At 41.2% G+C, this 3,173-nt stretch carries 2 protein-coding genes; both read right to left on the reverse strand.

Translation table 11 applies throughout. From position 1 onward, the window contains the following. A partial coding sequence (locus tag QUB16_RS01195; protein WP_333313441.1) for a tetratricopeptide repeat protein occupies window positions 1-1,069 on the reverse strand: 1,069 nt, incomplete at its 3' end. After that, window positions 1,062-3,173: tetratricopeptide repeat protein (locus tag QUB16_RS01200; RefSeq protein WP_333313443.1), on the reverse strand; the 2,112-nt coding region annotated here is incomplete at its 5' end. The genes QUB16_RS01200 and QUB16_RS01195, both read right to left, overlap by 8 nt.

Consider the following 3,173-nt stretch of genomic DNA (forward strand, 5'->3'; position numbering starts at 1 on the left):
TGCCTGTTCTCTTACTGAGAATAGATGCAAAACTTTGTTTGTAACTGACAGTTCGATAAAAATCAATCGCCTCGGCAATTTTACCTTGCCTCGTCAAAGCTTCCCCCAAATTCAGATAAGGCCAAAAAGCCTCCGGTTTAGCTGCAACAACTTCGCGGTACAAGTTCTCAACTTCATCTAGCTTGTCTTGCCTAACAAAAACTTCCCACAAATTGTAATAAAACCACCAAGGAAGATCGGGATTTATTTCTATTGCTTGGAAAAATGCCGCCGCCGCTTCCTCCCAATATTTTTGGTGGCTCAAAACAGCACCTAAATTGTAATAAGACCAGCAATCATCGGGTTTTTGGGCGACAGTTGCGCGAGATGAGGCTAATGCACGATCCTCTTCGAGGGCAACGCTTACGCACTTTTCTTGCTGCTGCAACAACTCCTCTAATCCTGCTGACAGTTCTTCACAATCCGGCATATTTGTCAAGAGCATTTTGTAAAGAATAATTGCGCTTTTTGGGCGATCGTACTTGGCTAAATTCTCTCCTAACTGCAAATAAAACTCCCAATTTTCCGGTGTAACTTGCAATTGAGATTGTTCTAACACTAAGTTTAAATCCGACTCTGTTTGTCCGAGAGCGTATCCCAACTTCTCGTAAATTCCCGGCAAATCTCCGTCAAGTTCAATAGCTTTTAAATACGTAGCGATAGCTTCATCCCACTGTTTTAGTTTAGTTAAAGCGTCGCCTAAATTGCAAAAAGACCAAGCAAAATCCGAGTTGAGTGCAATCTCGCAGCGGTAAGCAGCAGCAGCTTCTTCCCATTGCCGAAGTTTCAGCAAAGCATCGCCCAAATTGTGATAAGACCACGAAAAATCGGGATTTAACTCAACCGCTTTTTTGTAAGCAGCGACAGCTTCCTCCCATTTTTCAACTTTCAGCAAAACATCGCCCAAACTGTGATAAGACCAAGAAAAATTAGGATTTAATTCAATAGCTTTTTTGTAAGCAGCAACAGCCTCATCAAACCGACCGCTTTCTTGCAGGGAATTACCCAAATTGTGGTAGTCATTATCCATGCAAAACTCCTGCAAGATTCATTAATTTTTCCAGCGACTTCACATCCAACCGCATATCTTTATGTAAAGGTTTTATCGGAGTTCTATCATTAACCAAATCGCCAATTAAAGAGTAATGTTCCAAACCGCACAAATTGCTAATAGTCCAATAACAACTTGGCACATACATAGGAGAAAAAATTTCGATTACTTTAGTTCCCGGAGTGCAGAAAACTAGATTAGTCAATCCAGCTCCGTGGGGTGCTACAACTACTTTAGCAGCAGCCAGACAGGCTGCTTGTTCCGCTACCGACATCGTTTCCAGCTTGACACTGCGAAACCCAAATTTTTGTAAGTAATTAACTACTTCTTCTTCGTTGACGATTCGCCGATAGGATGCTTGTTGACGGGTGATATAAATTCGCTCTGAACAGTCGGTTTTTAGTGGTATTTTATGGTTCAAAAATGACTGTTTTAGATATTCACACTTCCATTTTGAGGTGCCAGATCCATCTTTACAAATTGACGGAACTATTAAATTATCGGCAGTTATGTGAAAGGAACAGCCACTTTCTAAAATTTTATATTGAGGAATTCCTAAAGTATTTAAAGTTTCTTTTTGATAAGTATAATCGCCGGCATTGACAACAAACTTATCTACACTATCTATTAACCCGCTCCGTTGTATATGATCAAACCGGGTAATTACATCAAACATCCAATGAAAATAAGCTCCTCCCCAGGGAGCGGACAAAAAAGCAACACTTCCATCTATATGCTCCACAGGAGGCAATTTGTCGGAAGTTACTATTAATTCAGGACAACCCATTGAAACATCGAGAACAAGTTTATTATCTGAAGTAATTGCCGCAGTATTAATGACATCTGCCCAAGCTCGTCCGTTTGGCAGTATGGCAACGAAAGCTTTTTTGATGTAAATTTTTTTTGGGGAAAGTAAGTTATTGTTATTGTCGGTAGTTTGGGAGGCGGATAAATTGATTTGGGTTGCAGGATAGATGTCAATGCAAGAGATGTTCGGATTTGACTCGGCGGCGACTATCATATCCTCTGTAAACTGACAGTATTTTTTGAGAACACTTAACGGTAAGATTTGATGGCTGCATTTTTCCCAATCGCTCTCATCGACTTCTCCTTGTTGTTCCAGAGCATAACCTATATTATCGTAAGCTTCCAACAAATCTGGTTTAATTTGCAGTGCTTGAACTAAAGTAGTGATTGCAGGTTCCCACTGCTGTTTTGCAATTAAACTCAAACCCAATCCTTTGTAAAACCAACAGGATTTGGGATCGAGATTGATGCCTTTTTCGTAAATTGCGATCGCCCTTTCTAAATCCCCTTGATTCCGCAGTGCATCACCCAACTTTTTGTACAGCCAACTCTGCTCAGATTCGAGCTCGATAGCACGACCAAAAGCAACTGCTGCTTCAGACCAATTTTCTTGTGATTCCAGAACTTCCCCCAAACAATTGTACAGCCAACAATCATCGGGATTTAATTCAATAGCTTTGCGGTAAGCCGCCGTCGCTTCTCCCCAATTTTCCAGTGCAATCAAAGCCTTACCTAATCTCTCGTAAGACCAACAAAAATCGGGATTTATTTCAACTAACTTGCGGTAAGCAACAGCAGCTTCCTCCCACTCAGAAAGCTCCATCAGCACATCACCTAAATTGTTGTAAGTCCAACAAAAATCGGGATTTAACTCAATAGCTTTGCGGTAAGCAGCAGCCGCTTCGCCCTGTTCCTCAATCGCCTGCCAAGTTTCCCCCAAAAAGTGGTAAGACCAACTAAAATTAGGGTTGAGTGCGATCGCCCTTTGGTAAGCGATCCTAGCTTCGTCAAACAGTTCTTTCTCTTGCAGAGCTTTACCCAACTTGTGGTAAGTTAAGTAGTTGCCCGACTTAATTTTAATAGCTGTTTGATAGCGATGGCTCGCCTCATCCAAATAACCGGAATTCGCTGCAATATCCCCCAACTTTTCCCAACCCAGAGACAACAGAGTTTGCTCTTCGCCCAAACTTTGATTGCCAATTTTTTTAACAATCAGTTGATAGCCTTTATGTACAACTTCTAACTGACTTCCAAACATCTCCAAAAAAACATCTAT

The organism is Microcoleus sp. D3_18a_C4, from assembly GCF_036702415.1.
Classification (GTDB): domain Bacteria; phylum Cyanobacteriota; class Cyanobacteriia; order Cyanobacteriales; family Microcoleaceae; genus Microcoleus.